At 38.0% G+C, this 24164-nt stretch carries 23 protein-coding genes and 3 tRNA genes; 5 read left to right on the plus strand and 21 right to left on the minus strand.

The window, feature by feature from the left end; genetic code table 11:
- Positions 1-190: 190 nt before the first annotated feature.
- From AC4IF5_RS16480 to AC4IF5_RS16490, 3 genes are all read right to left on the minus strand, one after another.
- A tRNA-Leu gene (locus AC4IF5_RS16480) sits at positions 191-274 on the minus strand.
- A 6-nt stretch (positions 275-280) separates the two neighbouring features.
- Positions 281-356: transfer RNA gene (locus AC4IF5_RS16485), tRNA-Gly, on the minus strand.
- Positions 357-360: 4 nt separating this feature from the next.
- A tRNA-Leu gene (locus tag AC4IF5_RS16490) sits at positions 361-442 on the minus strand.
- Between the two features lie 179 nt (positions 443-621).
- Here AC4IF5_RS16490 and AC4IF5_RS16495 point away from each other — a divergent pair.
- Genes AC4IF5_RS16495 through AC4IF5_RS16505 form a run of 3 tightly spaced genes read left to right on the plus strand, consistent with a single transcriptional unit; the run spans position 622 to position 2576 of the window.
- Positions 622-999: a DUF3127 domain-containing protein gene (locus AC4IF5_RS16495; protein WP_490736375.1), complete on the plus strand. Its 378-nt coding sequence runs from the start codon at positions 622-624 to the stop codon at positions 997-999.
- A 58-nt stretch (positions 1000-1057) separates the two neighbouring features.
- Entirely contained in the window at positions 1058-1711 is a 654-nt protein-coding gene (aat, locus tag AC4IF5_RS16500) for a leucyl/phenylalanyl-tRNA--protein transferase (protein ID WP_490736377.1), read from the plus strand.
- Positions 1698-2576: a DMT family transporter gene (locus tag AC4IF5_RS16505; protein WP_490736378.1), complete on the plus strand. Its 879-nt coding sequence runs from the start codon at positions 1698-1700 to the stop codon at positions 2574-2576. The genes aat and AC4IF5_RS16505 overlap by 14 nt, the downstream gene beginning before the upstream one ends.
- Positions 2577-2758: 182 nt before the next feature.
- Here the strand turns inward: AC4IF5_RS16505 and AC4IF5_RS16510 are convergent, their stop codons facing one another.
- From AC4IF5_RS16510 to AC4IF5_RS16550, 9 genes are all read right to left on the minus strand, one after another.
- The gene (locus AC4IF5_RS16510; RefSeq protein ID WP_490736380.1) at positions 2759-4141 is read right to left on the minus strand and encodes a tetratricopeptide repeat protein; all 1383 of its coding nucleotides are present in this window, start codon (positions 4139-4141) and stop codon (positions 2759-2761) included.
- Between the two features lie 206 nt (positions 4142-4347).
- Positions 4348-5319: a quinone oxidoreductase family protein gene (locus tag AC4IF5_RS16515; protein ID WP_490736383.1), complete on the minus strand. Its 972-nt coding sequence runs from the start codon at positions 5317-5319 to the stop codon at positions 4348-4350.
- A 93-nt stretch (positions 5320-5412) separates the two neighbouring features.
- On the minus strand, positions 5413-5994 hold the full coding sequence (locus tag AC4IF5_RS16520) for a Crp/Fnr family transcriptional regulator (protein ID WP_490736385.1): 582 nt from the start codon (positions 5992-5994) through the stop codon (positions 5413-5415).
- A gap of 51 nt (positions 5995-6045) precedes the next feature.
- Entirely contained in the window at positions 6046-7428 is a 1383-nt protein-coding gene (gene glmM, locus AC4IF5_RS16525; protein WP_490736387.1) for a phosphoglucosamine mutase, read from the minus strand.
- A 71-nt stretch (positions 7429-7499) separates the two neighbouring features.
- Positions 7500-8486, minus strand: coding sequence for a DUF4421 family protein (locus tag AC4IF5_RS16530; protein ID WP_490736389.1), 987 nt, complete (start codon positions 8484-8486; stop codon positions 7500-7502).
- A 245-nt stretch (positions 8487-8731) separates the two neighbouring features.
- Positions 8732-10765, minus strand: coding sequence for a ferrous iron transport protein B (feoB, locus tag AC4IF5_RS16535; RefSeq protein WP_490736391.1), 2034 nt, complete (start codon positions 10763-10765; stop codon positions 8732-8734).
- Positions 10765-11019 carry a FeoA family protein gene (locus AC4IF5_RS16540; RefSeq protein ID WP_123277129.1) on the minus strand — a complete coding sequence of 85 codons (255 nt, stop codon included), beginning with the start codon at positions 11017-11019 and terminating at the stop codon, positions 10765-10767. The genes feoB and AC4IF5_RS16540 overlap by 1 nt, the downstream gene beginning before the upstream one ends.
- A gap of 122 nt (positions 11020-11141) precedes the next feature.
- The gene (locus AC4IF5_RS16545) at positions 11142-11423 is read right to left on the minus strand and encodes a hypothetical protein (RefSeq protein WP_490736394.1); all 282 of its coding nucleotides are present in this window, start codon (positions 11421-11423) and stop codon (positions 11142-11144) included.
- A gap of 229 nt (positions 11424-11652) precedes the next feature.
- A complete protein-coding gene (locus AC4IF5_RS16550; protein ID WP_490736396.1) occupies positions 11653-12552 on the minus strand; it encodes a GLPGLI family protein in 900 nt (299 codons plus the stop codon).
- A gap of 186 nt (positions 12553-12738) precedes the next feature.
- Between AC4IF5_RS16550 and AC4IF5_RS16555 the strand changes: the two genes are divergently transcribed.
- The gene (locus AC4IF5_RS16555; protein ID WP_490736398.1) at positions 12739-13236 is read left to right on the plus strand and encodes a DinB family protein; all 498 of its coding nucleotides are present in this window, start codon (positions 12739-12741) and stop codon (positions 13234-13236) included.
- A 55-nt stretch (positions 13237-13291) separates the two neighbouring features.
- On the opposite strand, the gene AC4IF5_RS16560 is transcribed toward AC4IF5_RS16555, so the two are convergent.
- Positions 13292-16003 carry a TonB-dependent receptor gene (locus tag AC4IF5_RS16560; protein ID WP_490736400.1) on the minus strand — a complete coding sequence of 904 codons (2712 nt, stop codon included), beginning with the start codon at positions 16001-16003 and terminating at the stop codon, positions 13292-13294.
- Between the two features lie 662 nt (positions 16004-16665).
- Here AC4IF5_RS16560 and AC4IF5_RS16565 point away from each other — a divergent pair.
- Positions 16666-17547, plus strand: coding sequence for a cupin-like domain-containing protein (locus tag AC4IF5_RS16565; RefSeq protein ID WP_490736402.1), 882 nt, complete (start codon positions 16666-16668; stop codon positions 17545-17547).
- A 48-nt stretch (positions 17548-17595) separates the two neighbouring features.
- On the opposite strand, the gene AC4IF5_RS16570 is transcribed toward AC4IF5_RS16565, so the two are convergent.
- The 8 genes from AC4IF5_RS16570 to AC4IF5_RS16605 all read right to left on the minus strand — a co-directional run bounded on the left by AC4IF5_RS16570 (position 17596) and on the right by AC4IF5_RS16605 (position 24154).
- Complete coding sequence (locus AC4IF5_RS16570; protein ID WP_490736515.1) at positions 17596-17760, minus strand: T9SS type A sorting domain-containing protein; 165 nt, start codon at positions 17758-17760, stop codon at positions 17596-17598.
- Positions 17761-17812: 52 nt separating this feature from the next.
- Positions 17813-19537 carry a M14 family metallopeptidase gene (locus AC4IF5_RS16575; protein ID WP_490736404.1) on the minus strand — a complete coding sequence of 575 codons (1725 nt, stop codon included), beginning with the start codon at positions 19535-19537 and terminating at the stop codon, positions 17813-17815.
- A 134-nt stretch (positions 19538-19671) separates the two neighbouring features.
- Positions 19672-20406 carry a metallophosphoesterase gene (locus tag AC4IF5_RS16580; protein WP_490736406.1) on the minus strand — a complete coding sequence of 245 codons (735 nt, stop codon included), beginning with the start codon at positions 20404-20406 and terminating at the stop codon, positions 19672-19674.
- Between the two features lie 50 nt (positions 20407-20456).
- Positions 20457-20999 carry an RNA 2'-phosphotransferase gene (locus tag AC4IF5_RS16585; protein WP_490736408.1) on the minus strand — a complete coding sequence of 181 codons (543 nt, stop codon included), beginning with the start codon at positions 20997-20999 and terminating at the stop codon, positions 20457-20459.
- A complete protein-coding gene (locus tag AC4IF5_RS16590) occupies positions 20992-21531 on the minus strand; it encodes a hypothetical protein (protein WP_490736410.1) in 540 nt (179 codons plus the stop codon). Before AC4IF5_RS16590 ends, AC4IF5_RS16585 begins: the two co-directional genes overlap by 8 nt.
- Positions 21531-22487 (minus strand): ADP-ribosylglycohydrolase family protein, encoded by a 957-nt coding sequence (locus tag AC4IF5_RS16595; RefSeq protein WP_490736412.1) that lies wholly within the window; start codon positions 22485-22487, stop codon positions 21531-21533. Before AC4IF5_RS16595 ends, AC4IF5_RS16590 begins: the two co-directional genes overlap by 1 nt.
- Before the next feature lie 27 nt (positions 22488-22514).
- Complete coding sequence (locus AC4IF5_RS16600; RefSeq protein WP_490736414.1) at positions 22515-23468, minus strand: ADP-ribosylglycohydrolase family protein; 954 nt, start codon at positions 23466-23468, stop codon at positions 22515-22517.
- Positions 23468-24154, minus strand: coding sequence for an SIR2 family NAD-dependent protein deacylase (locus tag AC4IF5_RS16605; RefSeq protein WP_490736416.1), 687 nt, complete (start codon positions 24152-24154; stop codon positions 23468-23470). The genes AC4IF5_RS16600 and AC4IF5_RS16605 overlap by 1 nt, the downstream gene beginning before the upstream one ends.
- Positions 24155-24164 lie beyond the last annotated feature (10 nt).

A 24164-nucleotide genomic window follows, 5' to 3' on the forward strand; every position in this document is an offset into this window, starting at 1 on the left:
GACTCGAACCCCCACGCCTCACGGCACCAGATCCTAAGTCTGGCGTGGCTACCAATTACACCACATCCGCTGGTTTTGCTGTTCACTTTTTAATCGTTACAGCTCTATTTCTTACAAATATAAGATTTTTTTATTTAGAGAATGCTCTCTAATAAAACAAAAAACCCTCCGTATATTACAGAGGGTCTTGTACCCCAGGCGGGACTTGAACCCGCACGCCAAAAGAGGCACAGGATTTTAAGTCCTGCGTGTCTACCAGTTCCACCACCAGGGCATGGTGTGGAGCGAAAAACGGGATTCGAACCCGCGACCCCAACCTTGGCAAGGTTGTGCTCTACCAGCTGAGCTATTTTCGCATAGTGCGGATGAAGGGACTCGAACCCCCACGCCTCACGGCACCAGATCCTAAGTCTGGCGTGGCTACCAATTACACCACATCCGCTGGTTTTTTTGTATTGTAAGTTTTAAAGAGCTTGCTTCGTTTTTGTGAGTGCAAATATAGGACATTTTCCTTTATCTCCAAACTTTCCACGGAAAAAAATTAAAATTTTTACTTTTTTTTGACACCATCCCTATTATTACGATTCATTTTCTTACTTTTACATCGTTAATACTTACAATATGGAATTACAAGGAACGGTAAAGAAAGTTTTTGATACTCAAACATTTGCGAGTGGATTTCAAAAGAGAGAAATGGTTATTTTGACTCAAGAACAGTATCCACAGCCGATAAACATAGAATTTTTATCTGATAAGATCAGCTTATTGGATAACCTTAAAGAAGGTGAGAACGTAAAGGTAGGAATCAACATCAGAGGTAGAGAATGGGTTTCTCCTCAGGGTGAGACTAAATACTTCAACTCTATTACAGGGTGGAGAGTAGAGAAAGTTTTCGATAATGCTTCAGAACCTACTCAGGCGATGCCTCAGCAGTCAGCGTCCCCGGTTTCCAACGAGAATCCGTTTGCCGGAGATGACGATGATGATTTACCTTTCTAATTAAAGAAAAAGATCAAATATAAATCCTGCTTTTTGAAGTGGGATTTTTTTTCTAAGAATGGTCCGATTAGACGAAAACGAGATTTCATTTCCCGACCCGGAACTGTATGACGGTCATGAAGGATTGGTTGCCTTTGGGGGCGATCTGTCTGTAGAGCGCATTTGGTTTGCCTATCAGCTGGGTATCTTTCCCTGGTACAATCCCGGAGAGGAGATCCTGTGGTGGTGTCCGGATCCGAGATTTGTCCTGTTCCCTGAAGAAATAAAGATTTCAAAATCGATGAGAAAGATCCTGAACAGGAATATTTTTACTTTTTCAGAGAACCGGAATTTCAGGGAAGTCATCAGAAACTGTCAGCAGACAACCCGGAAAGAACAGACAGGCACCTGGCTCTCTGATGAGCTGATGAGTTCTTTTATTCAGCTTCATGAATATGGCTTAGCCAAAAGTATTGAAGTATGGCAGAACGGAGAACTTGTAGGTGGTTTTTACGGACTACAGATCGGCAATGTTTTCTGTGGAGAAAGCATGTTTGCCAAGGTAAGCAATGCTTCAAAAGCAGGCTTCATTCACTTCGTTGAAAGCAACAAAGATGATCTGAAGCTAATTGACTGTCAATCTCATACCGAACACCTGGAAAGCTTAGGGGCAAAAATGATTCCTAAAAAAGAATTTCTAAAAATCTTACACGAAAATAATGAACGCAGATAAAGAAAAGTGGGTTCTTCTGATAATCCTGAGCATTATTTGGGGATCCTCATTTATTTTGATCAAAAAATCCCTGGAACATTTCAATCCGTTTCAGGTGGGATCATTAAGAGTTCTTATTGCCGGGATTATTTTGCTTCCTATTGCCATTTCTAACTACAAACTTTTTCCTAAAAAGCATCTGAAATGGTTGATTCTTGCAGCATTTACCGGGAATTTCATCCCGATGTTCCTGTTTCCTATTGCGGAAACGGAAGTAAGCAGCAGTATTGCGGGAATCATCAATTCTATGATGCCTATTTTTGTGATTATTGTGGGGGCACTGATCTGGAAATTTGAAACCACTAGGAAGCAGATCATAGGAACATTAATAAGCTTTACAGGAGTTTGTATCCTCGCTTTCGGGGGTGGAGAAAGTGGAGAGTTTAAGCTGATTCCCATCTTATTGCTATTGTTGGCAACATTATGCTATGCCTTGAGCACAACGACCGTAAAATCAAAGCTGATGGAGGTTTCTTCCACTATTCTGTCTGCTTTTGTTTTCTCCTTTGTATTATTTTTTCCATCTATCATTGCATTGACGGGTACCGGGTTCTTTTCAGAATTCAGTTTTTCTAAAGATAACTTACTGGGATTGATGTTTGTCAGCCTGTTATCTATTTTCGGGACGGGTTTGGCCATGATGATGAACTATCGTTTACTGAAAGTTTCCTCTCCTCTTTTTGCATCCACCGTTACTTTAGTAATGCCTATTGTAGCAATTATCTGGGGTATCATAGACGGTGAAAAGCTGACTTATCTGCAGTTTATAGGGGCAGGAGTTATTATTGGCGGATTAATCTTTCTAAGAACCAATCCCAAAAAATAGATAGAACTTCAGGGACAACGACGGAATGAATTTCATTATGCTCTACTGAAAATAAATTATTTTAATGCTCATTCAAAGCTCTTTATATCTTATACTATTCCGCAACATTTACACCCGATCCCAATTATGAATAAAAAAAAGCCTGCATTTCTGCAGACTTTCTATTTAATTTAAGATTTAATCTAATTCTTTTTCTTCACTTTAGAAGCTTTTACCTTTTTCACCTCATCTTTGATGTACGGATATTTTTTCTGCATATCCTTGACTAAAGACGGGTCCAGATCTACCGCCTTCTGAAGCGATTCTATTCCTTTGCTCTGATCCTTCAGGTTGAAAAAACAGTTGCTTAACTGATAATACAATTCGGCTCTGTGGTGTTTTTTGATTGCTCTATTCAACACCGTTACCGCTTCCTCATATTCTCCGACCAGCATCAGAACCTCTGAATAGGCATACCAATTGTAGAATCTTGTAGGTTCCGCATCCACCAGCTTTTTAAGGCAGGAAAGGCTTTCTTCAAACTTTCCTGAATCGATGAATAAGAACGCTAATCTTTTCTGATAGTCAAGATTGTTTTCGTTCAATTGGGTTGCTTCTTTTGCAAAGTGCAATGCTTCAGACATTCCGCCCATTTCTTCGTAAAGATAGGACTGCTCCATCATGGCAAGATAAAACTGAGGGTCTTCTCTTAATGATTTCTGGAAGGCATTTAAAGCTAAAATAGGCTGTTTTAACGCTTTATTACATAATCCGATCTTATAAAAGGTAAATGCCTTGGTATATTCAAGCTCAAGCATTTCCTCATAGGTTTCAATAGCCTTTTGATATTGTCCTAAAGCTTCATAGCAAGCCGCTTTATTAGCATATACTCCCACAGAATTTGAATTGATCGCCAGCAGGTAGTCATATCCTTTTATGGCTTCATCATAATTTTTTCTGTTGAAATAAAACTGCCCGTATTCAAACCATGCGGTTTCAGAATAAGGGAATTCATCCAAATATTCATTAAGAAAGGCAGTAGCCTCCTCGCTCTTATTCAGGTCACTGAAACACACCATGCAGTTTTCCAGCGCATATTCATCCGCCGGATCTTCCTTCAGCGCTTTTCTGTAATGTTTAAGAGCGTTAAAAGGATCTCCGAGATTCACATATTCATCCGCAATAAAGTTGTGGAGAAAGTTTTCTTCTTCCTCTAATGTCAAAGCTTTTTTACAGATTTCAATGGATTTTCTGGGATTTCCTAGATTCGAATAATACTTGGCGTAGCAAACCAAAAAGTCCGTGTTTTCCATAGAGGAACCTTTCAGCTCATCAATAAGCTCCTTCGCCGTATTATACTCTTCCCATTCCAGAAGGATTTCAAGCTTTTTGATCTTGATATCCAATGAATTGGGATGAAGCTTGAGTCCGTAATTAACCGCCATATCGGCGTAATTAAAATCACCAAGCTCCAAATAATAAACAATAATGTCTTCCAGCTCTTCGGTATCGAAGTAGAATTCGTCATTGTTTTCCATCATTTCCTCGAACTTCTTTACAAGTTCATTTCCAAAATACTCTTCCAATAGTGTCCTCTTTGTCGGCCCGATGTCTGAATTTGCTTACAGACCTCGGCAAACTTTTAATTAATAATACATCTGAAACTGATATTCAAATATTTATGCAAAGTTGCAACTTTTTTTTGAATTTTCCATTTCATAAATTTCTATTATAAAAATAGTAAAAAAAGAAAACCAATAAAAGGATTGTGGATAAAAAAATGAAATTGCAGTTAAATTCTTATTACCAGCCGTTTTCCGCTTTGTATCTCAGCATTCCACCCGGATTCAATATCTTTGATATCAATCTCTTGTGTTTCTATTTTAATCTTTCCCTCCACGGCCGCCTGAAACATTTCCGGGATGATCTCTGAAAACAGAAGAGCAGATTCTTCCTTCGTCCAGCTCCCTAATCCTGATCCTGAGATCTGAATATCAGTTCCTCTGAGGATCTGGGAGGACAGCTGAATGGTATCTCCACTCATTCCACCTACCGTAATGAGCTTCGTCCTATGGGAAAACGTTCCGTCTCCTTTGAAGGCTGACAGGATCAGTTCTACAGAATGCCCCCAGATATAATCCAGGATGATATCAACAGGGGTCTCCTGATGGATATTTTTGATCTTTTGCCTGAAGTCTTCATCACTTAGCTGAAGGGAAACGGCTTCATCAGCTCCTAAATCCAGAAGTTCCTTCAGGGACTTTTCATTTCTTCCGGTAACTATAATTTTTTGGGCTCCATATAATCTGGCAATCTGAACGGCTATTCTTCCGGTAATCCCTGTTGCTCCATTGATCAAAACGGTATCTCCGGGCTGCATTCCGGCTTTAAATTTCAGACCCATCGCAGATCCCATTACTGCATTGGGCAACGCTGCTGCCACAGAAAGATCCAGAGCTTCCGGAATTGGAACCATCACTTTCTTATCCGCCACGGCCCTCTCGGCAACGGTTCCTTTTTTACTGAAAAAGTATACTTTGCTTCCGTTTTCCAGATATCCTACCCCGTCCGAACCGATGACTTTAGGTTGATGCACCTCATTTTCCGTAGAATAGTGATTGCCGCTTGCCCTGGCTCTGTCAAGATTTTTAATGGATGCCGCTTTTACTGAAACCAAAATTTCATCATCTGTTGTGATTTCAGGTTCCGGGAAATCCGCATACCGAGGAATACTTCCTTTTTCAAATACTATTGCCGCTTTCATTGTTTTACATTTTTATGCAAAATTATTTCCTGAGCAGATCCCTGAGCAATAACATTTGTTATCAACTGTCAATTTCCGGCATCCTTCCCGTATTTAAAGAAGCTTTTCTTTCAGTATCTTACTTTTTATTCTGCTGAGATGTACGGTTGTAATGCCTAAATAGGAAGCAATATAATGCTGGGGAACTCTTTTGATGATCTCAGGTTTTGCTTTAACCAGATTGATATAGCGTTGCTGCGGAGTGTCTTTGATGAATGAAAAAAAATGCTTCATATAGTCAAAAATCCTTTCAAAGAGAGCATCCATGAATAGACTTCTGAGTTCGGAGTTTTCATAGATCTCTTCTAAAAAAGCTTCCACATCAGGTTTATTGATCCTGTATAAGATACAGGGTTCTATTGTTTCAAAAGAGACCATACTCGGCAGCCCTTTTTTAAAGCTTTCAAGGGAAGAAAACATTGTGTTTTCAAGGAAAAACTGAAAGGTAACATCTTTGCCATCATTATTGTACCAGGCTCTCACCATTCCTTTTTCAAGGTAATAAGCATTGTACGAAATCTCTCCTTCCTTTAAAAGCTCCGTTTTGGAAGGAACTTCCATGCGTTCGAAGCAGCCCAGGAACTTTCTCCATTTTTCTTTCGGGAAAGGAAATCTGTTTTTAATGTGTTCAAACATTCCGGTATAAAAAAAGAACGGAGCTCTATTCGTTCCGTTCTTATGATCTATTTAAATTAAACTTCTGATCTTGGCAATGATATCATCTCCTAATTGGTCGGCTTCTTCCTGTGATGAAGCTTCCGTATAAATTCTGATGATCGGCTCAGTATTCGATTTTCTAAGGTGAACCCAATTGTTTTCAAAGTCAATTTTCACCCCATCAACCGTTGATACTTCCTCATTCTGATATTCCTGTTCCATTTTGCTTAAAATAGCATCCACATCGATCTCGGGAGTCAGCTCTATTTTCTTTTTACCCATGAAATACGCCGGATATCCTGCTCTCAGCTCAGAAACTGTTTTATTTTCTTTGGCTAAGTGCGTTAAAAATAATGCTACTCCTACTAAAGAATCTCTTCCATAATGTAATTCAGGGTAGATAATTCCTCCATTCCCTTCTCCTCCGATCACAGCATTCTTCTCCTTCATCAGAGTCACTACATTCACCTCCCCTACTGCACTGGCAAAGTATTCTGAATTGTGGGACCTCGCCACATCTCTCAGAGCACGGCTTGAAGAAAGGTTAGAGATCGCTGTCCCGTTTTTATGCTTCAATAAGTAATCCGCAACGGCAACCAGCGTATATTCTTCTCCGAACATTTCGCCTTTTTCGTCGATTAGGGCTAATCTGTCAACATCCGGATCCACTACAATTCCCAAATCGGCATTTTCTTTTTTTACCAATTCACAGATATCTCCCAAATGCTCCTTCAAAGGTTCAGGATTGTGAGGGAAATGCCCTGTCGGTTCACAGTATAATTTAATGGTTTCACAACCTAATTTATCTAAAAGCATGGGAATGACAATCCCTCCTGTAGAGTTTACCGCATCCAGCACTACTTTAAAGCTCTTAGCTTTGATCGCTTCAACATCTACCATCGGCAGGTCAAGGATCTGCTGGATATGAATATCAAATGCATCATCTCTTGTTTCATACTTTCCAAGATCATCCACTTCTGCATAATTGAAATCTTCATTTTCTGCTAAAGCCAATACTTCAGCACCGTTTTCACCACTGATAAATTCTCCCTTTTCGTTCAAAAGCTTAAGAGCATTCCACTGTTTTGGATTGTGGGATGCTGTAAGGATAATTCCCCCGTCTGCATTCAGCTCAGGAACCATTACTTCAACGGTAGGCGTTGTAGATAATCCAAGATCTACTACATTGATCCCAAGTCCCTGTAATGTTGCAGTAACTAAGGAAGATACCATCTGACCGGATATTCTGGCGTCTCTCCCTATAACAAGGGTCAGGTCTTTTTTATTTTTATTATTCTGGAGCCAGGTTCCGAATGCGGAAGCGAATTTTACCACATCAAGCGGCGTTAAGTTATCATTTACTTTTCCGCCTATCGTTCCGCGAATTCCTGAAATAGATTTTATTAACGACATTATGATTTTATATTTCTTTGTTGTTAGTATAATAAATTGTCCGAAACAAAGATACTTAAAAAGACTTCAACTTACAGGACGGGAATCTTTTTTTGAATTTTTTCGTAAGTGTTTTTTACCACTTTCGGCGGGGCAAAACGGTATCCGATGTACAGCAATCCGTATAGATTATTATTTTCTGTCGTTTGATTGCTTTTCTGATAGGTATCTCCATTGAAATTGATTTTTCCTCCAAACAGAAACCGGTCTGTATTATATCCGATATGGAGGCCTCCATCCATTCTTACTGTAAGGTATTGTATATTTTCTTTTGATCCGCCGTTTTCCCTATCACGGTAACTCGAAAATTTTCCTCCGATCCCTACAGCCAAATAAGGGGAGATATTTACCTTTTTACCAATTACCCAATTGTAAAAATATCCGATATTGCCTCCAATATTATACTGAAGTTCTTTACTTTCTATATCTTCAATCTTATTTCTGAAAATGGTAAGGTCATAGTCCAGAAAAGGAACCCAGCTTCCGCTGCTCTTTTTTTGCCATTCTCCCTGGGTATAAATACTTTTTGCTGAGAAGTTTTTATTAAGAACATAAGATGTAGATCCTCCAAAACTTTGCACCCTTAAATCCGGAAACCGGATATAGGGATCTCTTCCTTCCTCCCATTCCGGAAGAAAATCTTTCATGTTTTCAATATAAAACCCCTTTACATTTTTATAGTAAAGAGTCTGAATAAATCTTTTGGGAAAAAATCTGAAGCTCAGATCCGTATAAGAGCTTCTTCCTTTCAGCTCATCGTCATTATTGTCGTTAAAAAAGTGTGGAGCAAATGACAAGGTGGCACTGATGATCTTGTAATCTACCGAAAGGGAAGTTTTTATTTTATTGTTGATCGACAATACCGTCTTATTGGCATTTTTATATTCTCCTTCCGAAAAGATATAGCTTTCGATATTGGTGTCCAGATTAGCACGGATCATCACTTGTTCTGCATATGACTTCACAAGAGCAGTATCGGTCTGGGCTTCCATCTGCAAAGCAAACAGAAAAAATAACAAAACGAAAAAAGCTTTTGACCTGCCCAAAACGGATATGTTAAATTAAAAAAATGAAAATACTACATTTTTTTCAATTACCCACTGAAGCTGATTTTAAGAACAACCGCAATCTTTATCGCAGCCGCTTCTTTTGGAGCTGAATTTCTTTGGAGCAAAATTCTTTTTTAGCACCTTAAATAGGGAGTAACATGCAAATGCTACCACTAATAAGATAATAACGTATTGAAAAATTAATGATGAGTCCATTACTTTAAGATCTGATATGCTATCATCGACACAAAATATGCCAAACCGGTCATCATGGCTACCTGAAAGCCGGTCCATTTCCAGCTTTTGGTTTCTCTGTAGACTACTGCAAGTGTGGAAACACACTGCATTGCAAATGCATAAAACAGAAGAACGGAAATTCCTGTTGCAAAACTGAATACCTTTTCGCCGTCCGGTTTTACATCTCTTCTCATTTTCTCGATCACCTTTACTTCCGGCGCATCATCTTCCAGGCTGTATAAAGTAGACATGGTTCCTACAAAAACTTCTCTTGCAACGAAGCTTGTAAGGATTCCCACACCCATTTTCCAGTCGTAACCCAGCGGAGCGATCACGGGCTCTATTCCTTTACCCATTTTCGCCAGATAAGAATGATCCAGCTCTACATTGGTGGCAACAAATTCATTCGGATCCTGCTTAGGTCCGAAATAGCTTAAGAACCAGATAATGATACTTACGATGAAAATTATCTTCCCGGCTCCGGTGATGAAATCCCATACTTTACCTAAAACCATTTTAAGGTCATATCCGAAAAGCGGTTTTTTATAGGCAGGAAGATCCATTACCAGATAGGTTTTTCCTTTGTTTTTAATAAATCTTTTGAGAATGGCCGCTGAGAATAAGGCCACTAAAAACCCAAGCAGATACATGGCCATCAAAACCAGCGCTTTATATTTTATTCCTAAAAATGTTCCTTCTGAAATAATCAGGCCGATGATGATACTGTATACCGGAAGCCTTGCAGAACATGTCATAAACGGCGTTACAAGAATGGTCAGCAATCTTTCTTTTATGTTTTCAATATTTCTTGTGGAAATTACAGCCGGAATAGCACAAGCTGTCCCCGAAACCAGTGGAACAATACTTTTCCCGTTCAGTCCGAACGGACGAAGCAGCCTATCCATCAGGAATACCACTCTTGCCATATATCCTGAGTCTTCCAATAAGTAAAGGAAATATAACAGAATCCCGATCTGCGGGGCAAATACGACAATTCCCCCTACTCCCGGAACAATTCCGTTGGAGATCAGCGAATTTACCGGCCCTTCCGGAAGGTGCTCCCCGGTAAAGGCTGCCAGCCATGAGAACGTCTCTTCAATCCAGTTCATCGGATATTCTGCCAGGAAGAATACACTCTGGAAAATAACCAATAAGATGAGCAGGAACACAACATATCCCCAGAATTTATGAACTAAAACCCTGTCCAGTTTCTCAGTCAGCAATTCTTTAAACTGAGGCTTTTTGGAAATAACATCTTCCAGTATTTTATCAACATTCTGGTATCTTCTGACGGTTTCCTGAACCTGTAATCTTTTAGGAACCAAACTTTTAGCTTCAGATTCATTAATCTGATCCATGACAGATTCTATCCTGCCAAGATCTGTGCCCAGTGAAAGGCTCATCCATGCTTTATATTCATTGTCCAGGCCTTTGTGTGATGCCAGCTTCTGAATAAAATCCCTGTGCTCGTTCGGCGTTTCAAAAGAAATCTTATCCGTCTTTACAAATTCACCACTATAAACGGCTTCTCTTATTTCATCAATTCCGATCTGTTTTTTGGCATTGGTCTGAATGATCTTAATCCCCAATGCTTCGGAAAATTTTTGAATATCGATGGTTATGCCTCTTCTTTCTGCCTGATCCATCTGATTGACAATCAGAATCATTGGAATTCCAAGATCCTGGATCTGCTGGAACAGAAGAAGCCCTCTTTTTAAGCTGAGTGCTTCAAGGATATAAACGACTCCTGCGTAGTTTTTCTGTTCGTCAATAAGATATTTTGAAAAAATAGCTTCATCCTCAGAGCTTGGATAAACACTATAAGAACCGGGAAGGTCAATGACTTCAACTTCCTCATTTTTATATGTATAGTTTCCCGAATGGCTTGCAACGGTAACACCGGCATAGTTTCCGGTCTTCTGCTTTTTGTTACAAAGGGAGTTAAAAACCGTTGACTTTCCTACATTGGGATTTCCGACTAAAAGTATCTGTTTTTTCTTGTTTTCCTGCATTAATTCAATTCTTCAACAATGATATAATCTCCTTCTTCCTCACGAAGAGCAATCCGGCTTTTCTCTGCTCCAAACTCCACATACATAGGCCCATTAAAAGGAGCCTGGTATAAAATCCTGAAAACAGTTTCCGGAAGAAGCCCCATTTCAATGATTTTATTGGGCATTTTCAGATGGTCATTATCATACCCCAATATCTTCCCCATTTTGTTTTTAGGGAATCCACTTAATTTATGTAATCCTTTCTCTTTCAAAGCCTGATTTTTAGTGATACAAATATACGTTATTTAAATTTAATCTAAATAACGTTTCGTCCTTAAAAGAATCAACCCAGATGCATTGCTGCATCTGGGTTGATTTTAAAATGTGGCTTATACTAATTATAATTTCGAACACATTCTCCCATCATTGCCGCACCTAACGGAGGGTCGTAACTTCCAACATAGGAGGCAATAGCCATACATCCTTCCAAATTCATACCTTCCTTACTTATCTTTTTAATCTCCTTTACTTTAACTTTTTCTTCCTCAATAGTTTTCTTAACTATTAAAATTGTTTTTGTTTCTTTTTTAAGCTCTGCCTTCTTAATTGGTCTTTCATTCTTAGCAAGTAACATTACTGATGTTGTCAATAACAACATGAAAATAATTTTTTTCATTGTATAATATTTTAAATTGTTGTCAAACAAACATACTAAGAAGAATATATAAAATCAAATTTTGTTTACTAATTCTTAAATTAACTGGCATATTCTAATAAATTAATTCAAAATAGTATTCTTTTTTTAACAAATTCTATTTAAGTGTAGAATATATTTAATAAAAATCAACCCAAATACATGGCTGTATCTGGGTTGATTCGGAATATAATTTAGTTGATATGAATGCTTATTTTTTCTTTTTATCTGAAGCCTTCTCTTTTTCAATCGGGTTATCATTGGATCCAAAGAAATCCTTTACTTGTTTTTCCATTCTTTTCATAAAATCTCCTATTGTTCCGTCTGTTCCCGGCATTGGTTTGCTCATTGTCTCTGGTGTCATGTAAGGACGGGATTCAGCAAAAGGATCCGCCTTAAAGGCATCAAATGATTTTTGAAATTTTTCTTTTGTTGTTGGAGTTATCGTGTTGCTAGACATTCCCATTTTAGCATTGATCTTATCTGCATAGGACACTTCATCATAATTTTCTATTTTTTTGTTTCCACTAAGCTGCCATGAATAATTTTTATCAGCATCTTCTATTTTGACAATCAAGCCAGGCAATCCTGAAAATTTATATGGTCCATCCTGAAAAGGAATATCTGAGCTGAACCATGCTGTCCATTGTCTTCCTCCAAATTCTGTAGTTGCTTTCTGAGCATTGTACACACCTATTTTCTGTTTTTCAGGTAAAATATTCCATTGCAATTTCACGTCATCATCATAAGAGAAAAAGTTTCTGCTGATCTTATCTACATACTGCACCTTCATTTCAGGGTAGCTTTTGATAATCTTATAGGAAAACTTAGGCCATCTTATCATTTTACTCAGGTCTTTGAACGACTTAGTCTTCTCCATTTCTTCTACCTGAACTTTAATAATAGAATCCTGAGCAGGCATTGTATAATCCTGATAAATAGATTTTACTGGTGTAATATCCAGGATCGTAATAACCTTATCCAGTTTTGCCGAATCTTTCTTCGGCTTAAAAGTCAGTTCATAAAAGAAACGGTTTGCGGTTTCTTTGGATTCCTGCGCCCATGCAAAGGCAAAAAGAGTGATAAGAAATACGGAGAATAACTTTTTCATTGTATCAAGGTTTATATAATTAGTACTGGGATCTTTGTTTTTGTTACAGCTTTTTTCAAATTTTATTTTTCGGGAAGACCTCTTTCCCTGTACAAAAGGTGTACGCAGCATCAAAAAATTATGATTTCTTTACAACATTTTAGAGGCTAAAAATCTTACCTTTAAGATACTAAAAAACAAAATAATATGGACACCTTATCCCAATTTAAAAATGAGTTTACCTCTGAGTATCAGACGACCAGAAAATTTTTCGAGGCTTATCCCGAAGGAAAGAACGATTATGCACCCCACGAGAAAAGCATGAAAATGATGCCTCTTTCTACCCATATTGCTGAAATCTTTGAATGGCCCGATACCATGCTTAAAACTTCTGAGCTTGATTTTGCGGGCAGTGGTTATCAGCCCAAGCAATTTTCTACCAGAGAGGATCTTCTGCAAGCTCTTGACCAGAATTATCGATCCGGAAAGGAAGCTCTTGAAAATGCTCAGGAAAGTGACCTGAATGCGACCTGGGCTCTGAAAAACAATGGCCACGAACTGGCAAAATGGACAAAATATGAGTCCATCCGTCATGCCCTGAACCAGATTACCCATCACAGAGCTCAGCTTGGAGTATATTACCGGCTGAATGACATTCCGCTCCCCGGAAGCTATGGCCCTTCTGCAGATGATCAGGGTTTTTAATCCATCAATATATCTCAACAAAAAACCAATCCTCCGGGATTGGTTTTTTGTTATTTTATTTAAAGTTGAACTTTACAGTAAACATTACCTGGCTTGGGCGAAGCAGCATGGTTGTCTGTGTAATGGTTGTATTATCAATATCAATTCTTTCAAATACTTTTTTGTTGGCAATATTCATCCATTTCAACTCGAAATCAACTTTCTTTTTAGCCCATGAAAACTGATAGGAAAGATCAAAGAAACCATTGTTGTATTTCATATCAGCAGATTTTGAGTTGATCTGATCCCAATAGAATCCGATGGTATGGTTTTCTAACGGATAGAAGAAAACGTTCAAATTATGATTGTATCCTTCTGACTTCCCTTTATTTCCTGTAAGGTAAATATTAGACTGCTTGTTCCAGGTTTTCGAGGCATTAAAGTCAATGCTCATCCATGAGAAGTATGTATTGTTGATCTTAAACCCTAAAGTATTACCGTTTGTTTTTGTATCAATATCATCATCATTTCTGATGGATTGAGATTTAGATATTGTATTGCTGTAGTTTAATGATGCATTGGTTTTAAACTTCGGAAAATATTTCCCGATTTCCGCATAATAGCTGTTACTTGTTCTTTTATTTTCTCTTTCCAGATATTCGGTCACCCTAAATCCTGATTCATTAACGATACTCGAAGCAATCAAATTGTTTTTAGCATCACTCAGCCTGTATCCTACATTAAAGAAAAGGTTATTTAGCGGGTTTCTGTACTCCAGTCTTACTCCCCCATTTGTTGTATTGGTTTCCGGTATTGGATTATTAGGGTTCATAACATTAAATCCTCCGGGACTCGTCAGAATATATCCGGCATACGCGGTCTGAATATCTCCAAAATTATTACTGATGCTTCCATTGATGCTTGCTTTAAAAAACGAAGCGAATGAATATTGGGCAAAAATAGTAGGGGTAAAGGTTACTTTATTCAAAGATTTTGAAACATTTCTGAAAGCATCTTCAGCCTTGATATTATTGAAATTTACCGGGAAGCTTGAAAATAAGCTCCATGATTCGGATTTATAATTAATTCCCACCGAAGCAGACGGATTTATTCTTGTGAATTTCAAATCATTTTCATAGGCTAAGCTTCCAAAATCCGGAGAATTACCTACTGTGCTTCCATCAAAATTTGTAATCAGATTATCTGTAGAGTAATCAAATCCTACCTGTGGTGTAAATGTCCAGCCTTTTGTGGAGAAACTGATATTGGCAGAATGTGATGTATCTAATGTTTTAATTTTAAAATGCTGTAAAGCCGTACTTCCCGGAGTGAAATCAATGGTAGAAAGATCAGTGCTTCCCGGCTCTTTGTAAGGAAACTGCAAATAATTTGCAGGAGATATCTCCAATGTCTGCCTATCATTCTGATAGCTGATATAAGATTTCAGATTCACCATTTTCTCTTTCCATGGAATAATGGTACTCAAAGAGTTCTGAAAAGAGGAAGTAGGTGATTCTACCGCTTCGTTTCCAAGTCTGTATCCGATATTATCATTTCTTTCCGCCAGGGCCCTGTCTGCGTTCCAAAACTGGGAGAATGTCGTTGTATTCTTAAAGAATCCCTTTTTGGCATTTTTAGTAAAGATCAATTCTCCTTTCAGCTTATCTGTATAAAAATTGTTGAGGAACCTTGTATTGTACTGTATCCCCTGCTGGATATCTCTGGTAATACTGTTTGACTCTCTTTCCACCGCATTGTTGGTATAATTGGCATTGGCTTTGAGCTCCCATTCTTTCTTTTTATCGATGTTGGTAAGATAATTGGCAGATAAGTAATGTACACTGTTCATCAGGTATCTTTTTACCGGAAGATCCGGTGTGCTTGCATTTTCTACATTTAACCAGTTATTTTGAGAGATATTGCTTCTTCTTCCTTCCCAACTGCTTCCGAACGCCAGGATATTTCCTTCATTTTCCACCTGTTCTCCCATATTATTGGTTTTGTAATTGACTACCCACTGACTTTTCTGCCCGAAAAACATAGGCGTCAGCTTTACATTCCAAAGCCATGGATCTCCGAAACCTGTTCCTACTTCTCCTCTACCCGTCATGGTCACAGAATTTTTCAGCTTAATGTTGATGGCTGCCTGCTCTGAAGGAACCTTATCCTGAAGGATCTTAACCGGCTGGTGGTTTTCCAGCACTTCCACCTTCTGTACAGCATCTTTCGGAAGTGAATTGTTGATCGTTCCATATCCTCCTTCCATGAGGTCTTTCCCATTGACATAGAATTTGTTGATTGCATTCCCCTGATACAGGATGCTTCCGTCCTTATTCACTTCAATTCCCGGGATTTTTTTCATGACATCGGCCAGGGTTCGGTCGTTTTTACTGTTGAATGCTTTAAGATCATAAGAAATGGTGTCTCCTCTTGCTGTGATCATTTTGGTTTTCAGCTGTACTTCCTTTATCTCTGTTGCTTCAGACTGCATTTTGAAATTAAGGGTCTGATCGCTGTTACTGATCTGCCTGGTAAGGGGCTTCTGATTGAATGCTTTTACCTTAAGGTCCACATTACTTTCCCCGGAAGTGAATGTTACTTTATATTCACCTTTAGAATTGGTAATTCCATAGGCAAGAATAGCATCTTTACCCGGCTCTTCAATCGTAACGCTGGCACTGGGTATCGCTACCCCGTCATCATCAGTGATCTTTCCTGATACGGTTTTCTGTGCAAAAGTAAGCACAGTAAAGAAAAGCATCAGAAATAAGGAAATATTCTTTTTCATACTTATTATTTGCTCAATTAGTTATCCATTATTGTTTTTCGTTACACTTTTCTTAAAGATGTGTTTTATGGGCAAAGGTTAAATCTTATCACTAAAAATATCGTTATATTTTTTTTCATTTGAAATAATAAATCAATATTAATTGTTAAAAATGTGATGTTTAAGGCTTTAATTTGTAAAAACAATACCTGTCAGGAGCTTATTCAGGTATAATCTGTAGTGACAATACAAATTTTAAATTACTATTAATCAATGATTTAAAAAAATATTAAAAAATCAATATTTTTTTATTTTGTAAAAAAAATTTCTCAAGCTATCCGATTTAAAAATTATAATTAAAGTTATATCCCCGTGTTTTGAATTAAAATAACTTATTCATTCCATCTTATTAATGTTATCAACTTTCAGCTGATTTTGCTTATTAAATAAAAATAATACCTTAGTGGCTGAATGGATTTTTATTCATCTAATTTGTGTTTTTGCCCTGTAATTCTCTTACAGGGTATTTTGTTTCATTTTTACAGTTTTTTTGGTACAAATAAATATTTATATTTTTATTTAGTCTAAATTGTAAAATCTGATTTGAATCATAGATTAAAAAAAAATTAAACAGAGGGTTCGTAAATATTTATTTAATAATTTTGTAACATAAAATTATTAAAATGGGAATTATTTTAAAGCCTATAGATGTTGTCGATGATATTTCTAAAGAAGAATTCTACGAAAAATATCTAAAGCCAAGAAGGCCCGTTGTCATCAAAAATATGGCAAGAAAATGGCCTGCTTATGAAAAATGGACAATGGAATATATGAAGGAGGTTGTAGGAGATGTGGAGGTTCCGTTATATGACAGCTCGAAAGCAGATCCTTCTGCTCCCATCAATGCATCTGCCGCAAAAATGAAGTTTGGAGATTATATAGATCTTATACAGCGAGAGCCTACAGATCTGAGAATATTCCTTTTCGACCCTATAAAATACGCTCCAAAGCTTTTGGAAGATTATATTTCTCCTAAGGCACTCATGGGAGGCTTCCTTGATAAATATCCGAATATGTTCTTCGGTGGAAAAGGTTCGGTAACCTTCCTCCATTTTGATATTGACATGGCACATATTTTCCATACCCACTTCAACGGAAGAAAACATATCCTTCTTTTTGATTATAAGTGGAAAGAAAGGCTGTATCAGATTCCTTATGCAACCTATGCGCTGGAAGATTATGATATTGAAAACCCGGATTTCACAAAATTCCCCGCACTGGATGGTGTAGAGGGTATAGAATGCTTCCTGGAGCATGGAGATACTTTATTCATGCCGACCGGATGGTGGCACTGGATGAAATATCTGGACGGAAGTTTCTCTATTTCTTTGAGGGCATGGGACAAATCTTGGGCGGTAAAAGCTCATTCCCTATGGAACTTAACGGTACAGCGTAAGTTCGATGACATCATGAAGTCTAATTTCAAAAAGAAATATATGGACTGGAAAGAAAAAGTAGCTGTTAAAAGGGCAGAAATTGCTCTGAAGAGAGGCCTGCCAAAATAAAGTAAAAAGACGTTTCGATCGAAACGTCTTTTTTATTTAAGTTGAAGCTTACTTCCTGATAATTTTATAAGATCTTTCAGGTTTTCCTTCCTTCATCTTTAAGAAATAATTTTCTGCAGAAAGATCTTTGACATTAATGGTTGTGTTGTCACTATTTACCTTCTCATTTTTCTGCAATTTTCCGGTAAGGTCATACCTACTGACTTCGGATATTCTGCCTTTACTTCTGAAAGGCTTAGTGCGTTAGCAGATACTTCAAAATCATCTATAACGCTCTATACACAGGATATTGTCTGAAAGTTTTCTCTTCAAAGTAAGGAGAGTGTCTGTAGATCCAGTCCAACTGGGCTTCTCCACTGTCCCTCAATGATTTATCAGAGAGTTTGGCCGCTTCAAATGCTTCTTTCAGTTTTTTATCATTTTTCAGCAGCTCCGTAGCTGTATCTTCGAAAATATAAGCTGAATAATATTCTTTCTGAGCTAAAATCCCATCAAAAAAGTTCCAGTTAAAAAATGAGTCTAATGCCTCAGGTTCAAGTGTTTCAATAATATATTTTACACCAGGCTGATCTGTAGATACAATATAGTCTCCTGCTGAAAACATCCTATTTTCCTTTGCTGTATCTACAGTTGTCTCATAGTGCAGATAATGGCCTTCATAAGGATTTTTAACGGTTTTAAAATCTTTGATCCTGTAAGACTCTACTGCAATGGTACTGTCTTTCTGAATCGGTTTCATCCGAATCCTGTTCCTTTTAAATTCCTCCAGAACCCGGTATTGTGACTGGGGAATTACGTAGTATTTGGGGATGGTGATATATCCTGTAGGAACCGCTGTGGTAAACAGTTTTATTGTTTTTGTGAAAGGCTTGTTCCTGTCATAGTATAATCTTGGTTTTCCGGAAACGTCACTGGGCTTATATCTTCCTTCATATCCCTTAAAATCCATGGTAGAAAATTGGGTTGAGTCTATCTTCCAACGGATTCCGTATTGCTTTCCCGCCTGATATTGTTTTAAATTTTCAAGACGTAGCTGCTTTATTTTATGGTAATCCTTATCTAAATGCTGAAGATTGACCAGCATATATTTATAGGTAGCATCTACCCTTTTATCATAAGGCTTCAGCATATGGGTTTCCGGGACGGTTCCCAAAGAGTTGAAAAGAGCGGTATATCCTGTAGAATATCTCGGAGAATCCTCAAAAGCAGCAAAACCAACTTCAGGAACATCTCCGTGAATGTTTACATAGGGAGTACTCTCGTAGCCCAGCTTTTTCATTTCATCAAGATTTTTAGCCTGATAATCGTTGTAGAAATAAGATCCTAAAACATTTCCCAAACGTTCTTTAAAGGTAGAAATATAAGTGAATGTATACTGATAGTCTGCACCGTTACTGACGTGATTGTCAATAAATACGTCTGGTTTCAGCCATTGGTAAATTTCCTGAAAGCTTCTTGCATTTTTAGAATCAGCTTTGATAAAGTCTCTGTTCAGATCATAATTCCTTGCGTTTCCTCTGAAACCATAGTGTTCGGGACCGTTCTGATTGGCTCTGGAATAAGCCCCTCTGTTGAGCATTCCGCTGATATTATAGGCAGAAATAGCAGCAATAATAAAGTTCCGGGGTGTTCTTATCTTTTGGGTGGCAAGATCACGCATCAGCATCATTGTAGCATCAATTCCGTCCGGTTCACCAGGGTGAATTCCGTTATTGACAAAAAGAATAGCCTTATCTTTTCTTAATTTTTCCAGGTCTTTTTCAGGAAAAGGATTATACACGACAACATAAATAGGTTTTCCATTATCATCTTCTCCTTTTTTAAGGTATTGAATCGTGTTAAAATTTTTCGCCAGGTCCTGATAATAAGTATTCATTTCATCATAGGTAACGGTCTGGTTGCCATTTCCCTTTTCAAAAGGAGTCTGGAATGTTTTCTGACCAAGGACTAAAGCGGAGCTAAAAGTGAGTAAGAGATATTTCAGTTTCATGGAAGTCATATTTTCTGACTTTAAAATTAGTCAATATGATTCTGGCAAAAAAGTAAAAAGACAAAATCGCTATTCTTTATCTTATTTAAAATTATCTGAACCCACTTAATGTGATCTTGTTTTTCGGCCTTAAATCAGTCTCTATTTCTTCCGTTTTCATTGGGATATAAAAGCGGAAGCGGATCGCTTTGCCAGAATTCTTTGGTATCGATATCCATGACGGACAAAGCTCCGGTAAAGGCTGCCCCGGTATCCATATTCCAGATATTGGCTTTATTGACGGGAGTTCGGATCCCAAGATATAAAGTGGGGGTGTGCCCTATGAATATTTCGTTATACAGAAGCAGTCTTTTAGGGTATAACTCTGAATTTTTTTCTAGTTTTTTATCCATCGCTACCGCTGTTTCCCAAAGGGTTCTGTCCCAGCGGTAATTGCTGGAATAAACTTCTTTCTCCGGCCCATGCATAGAAGAATAGCCCGCATGGATAAACAGGCGGTTCTGATCATCAACATGATAATTTTTCATGCTCTGAAAAAATTCAAGATGAACTTCAAGATCTTCCAGGGGATAATCAGCATAGCTTTCTATAGTGCTTTTTCCACCATTGAAAAGCCATACATCAGGCTCATTTCCGAAAGCAAGCCAATCTTCACACCAGGCATCATGATTTCCTTTGATGAATATGCATTCCTGATTTCCTGAAAGCTCCATCAGAAACCGTATCACCCGGGAAGACCCGCTCCATCCGTCTACATAGTCTCCGAGAAAGATAAGTTTGTCATCATGAGTTACTTCCGCCCGTTCAAAAACCTGCTGCAAAGCCTTAAATCCTCCGTGAATATCTCCTATTACTAATGTTCTGCTCATCAAATTATTGTTTATCAAGTCTTTTACTTCCTCCTCAACTTTTTCACATGTTATTTTGATATATATTTTGTATCTACAAAATCCGTCAGCCACACGCCATTTGCGGAGCGATAGAATGGTAATCCGTCTTCATGCATTTTCCCGGTCCTTATGGTCAGAATAACCGGTTTCCCGTGCCTCATCCCAACCTTTGTAGCGGTCTCTTTATCAGCGCTTAAGTGCACATGCTGACGGCTTCTTTTCTCAATTCCTTTTTCTAAAATGGAGGAAATATTGGCTTCTGCTGTCCCATGATAGAGAAAATCAGGAGGCTGTATTGCTTCCAGGGCAAGATCTATATCAATAGAATGTCCCTGATTGGCACGGATCATGGTTTTATCTTCATTGAAAGCAAATCGCTTCTTATTGTTCGTTTCCACGACCTCATCCAGTTCTTTTAAAGTAAAAAACATCCTCTTTCCGGCAGATTTTGTCCGAAGCTCTTCCACATCCGCCCAGCCGTTTTCATCCAGTTTTAGACCGATGCTTTCCGGCTGATGCCTTAAAATAAGGCTTAAAAATTTACTTATCTTTTTATTTTCTATCTCATTCATCGCTGATTTGTTCTAAACCGTTATTCTTATACTCATAAAATTCAAATTTAAATGGTATAAAATCCTGCAGAATAGCAAAAATATATCTGGATTTTGGAGTATTATTATGATATTTTTGAATGGCTTTGGAAAAATATTCCTTAAAATACGTAATATCAGTTTCTTTGTTTTTGTGACAACAGATCATTAGCTTTAATTGTGCATCCGCCTGTAACAGCTTTTCAAAATCATAGCGAACACAATCATATCCATAGCTCCATTCTGATTCCATTATCAATGAAATTTCTTTTAAATAGCCATCTTCATTCCTGTACCAGATCATATCATACAACCATTCTGAATTTCCGTTATCAGTATCTGGACAAACTTCAAAACCATATGAATGCCCCAAATCTTTAAGGTGTTTTAAAATATACTTTGTCCATTGCCTGTTCCCTACATTACTTTCGTACTCTTTTTCTGCCAGGTTTTTCAAAATTCCTTTGATTTGGCTGGTGATCAGATCTATATGGTTCAGTTCTGTTATTTTCATTAGTTTAGTATTAGTTTTTTATACAATTTCTCACACAATTCTTCAATATCATCCTTCCTTACCAGCTCAGCAATCCATTCCTGGGGGATATTGTCAAAACCATAATAAATTCCTGCAATTCCTCCTGTGATCGCTCCTGTAGTATCGGTATCTTCACCCAGATTAACAGCTTTCAGAACCGCTTCCGAATAGCTTTCTGAGTTTAAGAAGCACCACAGGGAGGCCTCCAGGCTGTGAAGAACATAACCGTCAGAACTTATTTTATCTTCTTCACATTCAAAGATATTTTTATTTAAGATTCTTTCAAATTTATCCATTTCAGTCTGTGAACAAACCGGATTATAATCTAAAAAGCGTTTCACTGATTCCTGCATGGTATGATAAGCCTTAAATTTTTCATTTCCATTCAGAAGCTCCAATAAAAACTCCAGATAAATAAAACATGAAATCACAGAACGAATATGACCATGAGTAATGGAGGATACTTCTTTAACCTTATCAAAACGCTTTTCAACCGGAAAGTTTTTAATGTAGAATAATAGGGGCAAAATTCTCATTAAAGATCCATTTCCATTATCAAATTCACCTGTCCCGCCACACAATTGAGGCGCATATCCTTTACTGATCCTGTAAACAGCCTGTCTTGTTGTTATTCCGATATCAAAAACCCGTCCGTGAGGGGTCCATATTTCAGCATTATACCATTGTAAAAATTTCAATGCCATATCTTCAGGATCATATCCGTTACACAAACTGTCTGCAAGACACAATGTCAACGAACCATCATCACTCCAGGTTCCTACAGGCTGATGATGAGTTCCCAAGGATCTCATTTTTGTTACAGGTGAACGCTTCAACTGCTCTCTGCTTCTGAATTCTACCGGAACGCCGAGAGCATCCCCGATGCAAACCCCAAAGATCCCGGCTTTAATTTTATTTTTCAAGATATTTTTCATTATTTTTTTATTTTATCCTGAATAAGTCTAACCCATTTTATTAATGGATAACTTTTTAAATAGTAGATCACACAATTCTTCAATATCATCCTTCCTTACCAGCTCAGCAATCCATTCCTGGGGGATATTGTCAAAACCATAATAAATTCCTGCAATTCCTCCTGTGATCGCTCCTGTAGTATCGGTATCTTCACCCAGATTAACAGCTTTCAGAACCGCTTCCGAATAGCTTTCTGAGTTTAAGAAGCACCACAGGGAGGCCTCCAGGCTGTGAAGAACATAACCACTGCTTTGAATTTCATCTTCAGAATAATTCGAAATATCATTTTTTAAAACCCTATGAAACAGCCCAATCTCTTTCGGGTTAAAGCCCTGATTTAATGAATATTCCAAACATACTTTCTGCATATATGAATAGGCCTCTTTTTTATTTTTCCCTTTGATCAGCTGAATGGCAAAAGCCACATACATAAAACAGGAAAAAACAGAGCGGAAATGTCCATGGGTAATGGACGAAACCTCTTTTACCGTAAGATATACCTTCTGGATATCGTCTTCGTTTTCAAGATAAAACGCAAGGGGAAGAATCCTCATCAGAGAACCATTCCCGTTGTCTTCTTCAAAAATATTTCCTGAAAACCTGGCACTTTCACCTTTTATCAGTCTTGCGATGGAATGTCTTGTCGTTCCGCCTATATCAAAAAGCCTTCCATGAGCAGTCCAATGTCCGTATTTTACCCATGTTACAAAGCTTTGACCGATCTTTTCAAGATCATAGCCTCTGGCAAGCTCTTCAGCCAGACAAAGGGTCAGAGAGCTATCATCACTCCAGGTTCCTTTAGGCTGCTTCCAGGACATATACTCCAGCATTTTGGTGACCGGGTTCTTTTTTAAATCTTCTCTTTTCTTAAACTCTACCGGAACGCCGAGAGCATCCCCGGTGCAAACGCCCATAATTCCTGCTTTGACTTTATTTTCCATTATGCAAGATTGATCAGTTTATCAAATAACAGCTTCATTCCCTGGGTGGCGGTTTCTTTCATCACAACTGCTCTTTGTCCGTATCCAAAGTTTGTTTCATTAGGGTTAATGACAATTAAAAGACAGTCGTCCTTGATCTCGTGGATCAATCCGGCCGCAGGATATACCTGTAAAGAGGTTCCGATTACCAGTAAGATATCTGAATCTTTTACGATTTCTCTTGCGGTCTGATACAAAGGAACATCTTCCCCGAACCAAACGATGAAAGGTCTTAACTGTGCTCCATCTTCTGCTTTATCTCCTATATTGATATCGCCTTTTTGCTCGTAGATCAGACTCTTATTGTTACAGGAGCAAGATTTGAACAGTTCCCCATGAATATGAAGAATATTCGTAGATCCTGCTCTTTCGTGAAGGTCATCAATATTCTGGGTAATGATCTGAACTTCAAAATATTTTTCCAGATCGGCAATCAGCCGGTGGGCATCATTGGGCTGCACCTCATGCAGCTGGTGTCTTCTCTGATTATAAAACTCCAATACCAGGGCCCTGTCTCTTCTCCATCCTTCCGGACTGGCCACATCTGTTACATTATGATTCTCCCAAAGACCGTCTCCGTCTCTGAAAGTTTTGATTCCGCTTTCTGCACTGATTCCTGCACCGCTTAATATGGTTAGTTTTTTCATTGTTTTAAAA

The organism is Chryseobacterium sp. UF-290 (assembly GCF_058245615.1).

Excerpts from the sequence above, each read along its gene's own strand:
- AC4IF5_RS16520 (WP_490736385.1), bottom strand. The coding sequence starts at position 5,994 with ATGTTTGAACACATTAAAAACAGATTTCCTTTCCCGAAAGAAAAATGG.
- AC4IF5_RS16495 (WP_490736375.1), top strand. The coding sequence starts at position 622 with ATGGAATTACAAGGAACGGTAAAGAAAGTTTTTGATACTCAAACATTT.
- AC4IF5_RS16585 (WP_490736408.1), bottom strand. The coding sequence starts at position 20,999 with ATGAATGAGATAGAAAATAAAAAGATAAGTAAATTTTTAAGCCTTATT.
- AC4IF5_RS16590 (WP_490736410.1), bottom strand. The coding sequence starts at position 21,531 with ATGAAAATAACAGAACTGAACCATATAGATCTGATCACCAGCCAAATC.
- AC4IF5_RS16555 (WP_490736398.1), top strand. The coding sequence starts at position 12,739 with ATGGACACCTTATCCCAATTTAAAAATGAGTTTACCTCTGAGTATCAG.
- AC4IF5_RS16595 (WP_490736412.1), bottom strand. The coding sequence starts at position 22,487 with ATGAAAAATATCTTGAAAAATAAAATTAAAGCCGGGATCTTTGGGGTT.
- AC4IF5_RS16550 (WP_490736396.1), bottom strand. The coding sequence starts at position 12,552 with ATGAAAAAGTTATTCTCCGTATTTCTTATCACTCTTTTTGCCTTTGCA.
- AC4IF5_RS16600 (WP_490736414.1), bottom strand. The coding sequence starts at position 23,468 with ATGGAAAATAAAGTCAAAGCAGGAATTATGGGCGTTTGCACCGGGGAT.
- AC4IF5_RS16505 (WP_490736378.1), top strand. The coding sequence starts at position 1,698 with ATGAACGCAGATAAAGAAAAGTGGGTTCTTCTGATAATCCTGAGCATT.
- glmM (WP_490736387.1), bottom strand. The coding sequence starts at position 7,428 with ATGTCGTTAATAAAATCTATTTCAGGAATTCGCGGAACGATAGGCGGA.
- AC4IF5_RS16560 (WP_490736400.1), bottom strand. The coding sequence starts at position 16,003 with ATGAAAAAGAATATTTCCTTATTTCTGATGCTTTTCTTTACTGTGCTT.
- AC4IF5_RS16545 (WP_490736394.1), bottom strand. The coding sequence starts at position 11,423 with ATGAAAAAAATTATTTTCATGTTGTTATTGACAACATCAGTAATGTTA.
- AC4IF5_RS16515 (WP_490736383.1), bottom strand. The coding sequence starts at position 5,319 with ATGAAAGCGGCAATAGTATTTGAAAAAGGAAGTATTCCTCGGTATGCG.
- AC4IF5_RS16580 (WP_490736406.1), bottom strand. The coding sequence starts at position 20,406 with ATGAGCAGAACATTAGTAATAGGAGATATTCACGGAGGATTTAAGGCT.
- AC4IF5_RS16605 (WP_490736416.1), bottom strand. The coding sequence starts at position 24,154 with ATGAAAAAACTAACCATATTAAGCGGTGCAGGAATCAGTGCAGAAAGC.
- feoB (WP_490736391.1), bottom strand. The coding sequence starts at position 10,765 with ATGCAGGAAAACAAGAAAAAACAGATACTTTTAGTCGGAAATCCCAAT.
- AC4IF5_RS16575 (WP_490736404.1), bottom strand. The coding sequence starts at position 19,537 with ATGAAACTGAAATATCTCTTACTCACTTTTAGCTCCGCTTTAGTCCTT.
- AC4IF5_RS16565 (WP_490736402.1), top strand. The coding sequence starts at position 16,666 with ATGGGAATTATTTTAAAGCCTATAGATGTTGTCGATGATATTTCTAAA.
- aat (WP_490736377.1), top strand. The coding sequence starts at position 1,058 with ATGGTCCGATTAGACGAAAACGAGATTTCATTTCCCGACCCGGAACTG.